Source organism: Marinobacter sp. (genome assembly GCF_035268745.1).
In the GTDB taxonomy this organism is placed as follows: domain Bacteria; phylum Pseudomonadota; class Gammaproteobacteria; order Pseudomonadales; family Oleiphilaceae; genus Marinobacter.
The window spans coordinates 1-1,804 of record NZ_DATFKH010000042.1 but is presented as its reverse complement, the minus strand read 5'-3'; the positions used below and the strand labels follow the sequence as shown (position 1 = coordinate 1,804).

The following is a 1,804-nucleotide window of genomic DNA, read 5'->3' as shown; positions in this document are numbered from 1 at the left end:
TGAAACACATTAGTTGCTATTTAGGGTTTTTGCAATATATATGTTGCTATTCGGCTTGCAGCCCACACAGGGCCGGCTTTAGGGGATGGTTGCCTACCTCAATAGGATTCTCTGGATCGAGCGGGGAATAAACCGGGTGATAAATTCGGCAGCGTAGGTCTGGGGTGTAACCAGATATCGAGGCTTGGGGCGTGTCGCTTCTGCCGCCCGGACAATCTTTTTCGCGACGTCCGACGCACTGGCTGTAAAGGGCTTGATGCTGGCGCCTGGCGCCAGTGCTGCTTCCATTGCTTGGTACTTTTCCTGGTGCACGGCGCTCGCTCGGCCAAGCACGGGCTGCAAAGCGGCCAGTGCATGTTCTCTGAACCGGGTCACCACGGGCCCGGGAAGTACCAGCGACACACTTTCCAGGCTCTTGCTGCCCTGTTCATCAAACCAGAAGCTTTCGTGGGCCGTGTTCATCGCGGATTTGGCGGCACAATAGGCGCCTTTCATTTTCTGGGGCGCGATGGAGAGAACAGAGCTAACCGCGATGACTCGCAAGGGTATGCCGTGTTGTTCGCAGAGCCTCAGGCAGACCGCAGCCAGCTTGATCGGGCCGAATACGTGGGTGCTGAATTGCTTTTGCCACATGGATTCGGAGAGGTCGCGAAGCGCGCCGAATTGCCCGTAACCGGAGTTGTTGACCAGAATAACCCGCTCGGCGCCCGCGATTTCGGCGTCCAGCGCGCCCGCAAGCCCTTCAATCTGTTCAAAGGATTCAAGATCCAGCACCAGCTCCAGATCTGCAGACTCGACGCCGGTTGGTTGTCGGGACAGGGCGATCACCCTGTAGCCTTTCCGGGCAAAGAGGGCGCAGGTTTCATGGCCAATGCCTGCGCTGGCACCGGTTATCAGGGCTAGTATTGTCACCGGATCAACCTCCAGTCCTGCATCTTCAGTTGAAATTCACCAACCTGTCGCCCGGAAACAAAAAGGCTGACTGAAGCCAGGTGCTCAAGATTCAGTGGTTCCGCGTCGGTCACTGTCTTGCCGCGCCAGGTCGGAATGAATTCACTGAACGGCAGGCGTATGCGGCTCCACTCTTCCGTATCCGGGGTGAACGCATGCTGGTAAACAATGCTGCGCCGGTTGGTGCTGTTGCGAAGGCCGACCTTGTAGGTTTTGCCGTCGCCCTTTGCCAGCAATTCAATGCCTGTCCATCGGGTGGCATCGACGGGTTCCGGCAAGTCTGCCTTGACAGAGGCAAAGCCACCGCCGTTATCCAGTCGCACAGTGCCGTGAAAGAGGCCGACTCCTTCCTCAGAGTGAACCAGCGCTCCGTCCGATTGTCCGCCCATTACCTGGTCACCGAGTGAGCTCCATTGCAATCGCTCGTCTCGAGAATCGAACGAAACCAGGGTGGAGTTGGCACTGCTGGTGCTGTGCGTGTCTTTCATTGGCTTTCTTTCGGTCGCTCTCTGCTTGGACGCGTTTATAAGTCCTAACCGATAGCTCTCTGAACGGCCACATAATGCGTGACTTCGTCGCCATCCATCACCGGTGCGATTTTCCATTCAATGACAAAAGAGGAGCCGTCCTTGCGGTAATTAATGGTGTCGCCGTGAAAGGTCCGGTTATTTCTCAGATCTTCAGCCAACCGCTCTTTGACTCCTCTCTCGGTTCTCGGTCCCTGAAGCAATCCCGGTGTTTTTCCGATTACTTCATCTGCAGAATAGCCGGTTAAATTGCTGAAGGCCTGGTTTACATAGATGATCACAGAGTTTGTATGATCAGAAGTCGCTTTGGTCACCATGATCGATTC

General features: G+C 55.5%; 3 protein-coding genes. All 3 read right to left on the bottom strand.

From position 1 onward, the window contains the following. Positions 1 to 93: 93 nt before the first annotated feature. The gene (locus VJ956_RS03025) at positions 94 to 912 is read right to left on the bottom strand and encodes an SDR family NAD(P)-dependent oxidoreductase (RefSeq protein WP_324081504.1); all 819 of its coding nucleotides are present in this window, start codon (positions 910 to 912) and stop codon (positions 94 to 96) included. After that, on the bottom strand, positions 909 to 1,439 hold the full coding sequence (locus VJ956_RS03020) for a CIA30 family protein (RefSeq protein ID WP_324081502.1): 531 nt from the start codon (positions 1,437 to 1,439) through the stop codon (positions 909 to 911). The genes VJ956_RS03025 and VJ956_RS03020 overlap by 4 nt, the downstream gene beginning before the upstream one ends. 44 nt (positions 1,440 to 1,483) lie before the next feature. Beyond that, on the bottom strand, positions 1,484 to 1,804 hold a 321-nt coding region (locus VJ956_RS03015), incomplete at its 5' end, for a PAS domain-containing protein (RefSeq protein WP_324081501.1).